Origin of the sequence: Streptomyces durbertensis (genome assembly GCF_014156695.1) — a bacterium.
Classification (GTDB): domain Bacteria; phylum Actinomycetota; class Actinomycetes; order Streptomycetales; family Streptomycetaceae; genus Streptomyces; species Streptomyces durbertensis.
Map to the genome: position 1 here is coordinate 1 of NZ_WMLF01000929.1, position 546 is coordinate 546.

Annotated in this window: 1 pseudogene; it reads left to right on the forward strand. The window is 71.6% G+C overall.

Going from position 1 to position 546, the window contains the following annotated elements:
* Nucleotides 1-354 precede the first annotated feature (354 nt).
* Nucleotides 355-546: pseudogene (locus GL263_RS28730) on the forward strand (NAD(P)H-quinone oxidoreductase); the annotation flags it as partial.

A 546-nucleotide genomic window follows, 5' to 3' on the forward strand; every position in this document is an offset into this window, starting at 1 on the left:
CGGCGGCGGTGCCGCTCGTGCCGGCGATCACGCCGACGGCGATTCCGGTCGCGGCGAGGCCGCTGACGACCGTGCGCTTCCAGTGACTCATTCCCATGCTCGTTTCCCAACTCTGCTGCGGTAGGCCCGAACGAGTGGTGCGTGAAGGGGGTGCGGCGCGGTGTCCGTCGCCCCCGGTCGTCGGCACTGGGTCGAGTGCTCGACGGACACGACTCTGACACGGTCGCGGCGCCGCGCTGTTGACGTGCCGTGCCGTCCCGATGACGATCCGCGCCGTTTCGGCTTCGGAGCGGTCCTCCGCCGTCCGTGGTTGCGGCGCGGGAACGGCCGCCGGGGCGCGGTAGCGTTCGCGGTATGTGGGCTGTGACGATTCGTGAAGCGGGTGGGCCTGAGGCGTTGGTGTGGGAGGAGGTGGCCGATCCGGAGGTCGGTGAGGGGGAGTTGCTCGTAGACGTGGCCGCGAGCGCGGTGAACCGGGCGGACGTCCTCCAGCGGCGGGGGTTCTACGACCCGCCGCCGGGTACGTCGCCGTATCCGGGGCTGGAG